The sequence below is a fragment of the Vibrio sp. 1180_3 genome (genome assembly GCF_029478545.1).
Lineage (GTDB): Bacteria > Pseudomonadota > Gammaproteobacteria > Enterobacterales > Vibrionaceae > Vibrio > Vibrio aestuarianus.
On sequence record NZ_SJFM01000140.1, the window covers coordinates 1 to 869 of the forward strand.

At 42.8% G+C, this 869-nt stretch carries 1 pseudogene; it reads left to right on the forward strand.

Features of this window, described 5'->3' with window-relative positions:
* Positions 1 to 497, forward strand: a pseudogene (gene glgC / locus EYW48_RS21290) (glucose-1-phosphate adenylyltransferase); the annotation flags it as partial.
* Positions 498 to 869 lie beyond the last annotated feature (372 nt).

Below are 869 nucleotides of genomic sequence, written 5' to 3' on the forward strand. Positions count from 1 at the left end.
AAGATCCAGACAGTGAAAATCAGCCCTACTGGCGTGACGTGGGTACACTTGACTCATTTTGGGAAGCCAATATGGAACTTGTTACACCTAAACCACAACTTGACCTTTATGATAAAGACTGGCCGATTTGGACATATCAAGAACAGCTTCCACCTGCTAAATTCATTTTTGATAACGATGAACGCCGTGGTATGGCCGTAGATTCAACGGTTTCTGGAGGGTGCATTATTTCTGGTTCAACTATTAGAAAATCATTGTTGTATTCAAGTGTCCATGCCCACTCATACAGTCTTATTGAAGAGTCAGTACTGTTGCCTGGCAGTCAAGTTGGTGAACACGCTAAACTGAAGCGAGTTATCCTTGATAGTTATTGTTGTATCCCGGCCGGTTTGAGCATTGGTTATGATAAGGAACAGGATGAAGCCAATGGTTTTCGTGTTACAAAAAAAGGAATCACCCTAGTAACTAAAACTATGCTGGAAAATCTTGCTAAATAAACGTACTGAATAATTTTTTCGAAATACGAGTCAAAGGCATCGCATGGCGAGAAATATGGCACACGAGTACAATTAGTCTGATACCCAAATTATGGTCTTATCTTCACCACTCGGAGATAAGATCACGTTCCACCTAAATACATACCCCCGCGGCTAACAATTTTTTCATCCACAAAAATCGAGAAATTGGTGTGCTAAAAAACGAACCTTATGATGAACGTTAGACGGACAGCGCTAACGCAGTTATGTCGAGTAGACGACACCTGTTACCAAGTGTCGCCCCTCTAAGAACCCAGCGTGCAACTTTCACCGCACTAGGCTCAAGCCTTCACGAAGGCACCAGTTGGCACCCAGCAACTTACAAAGCAGTGA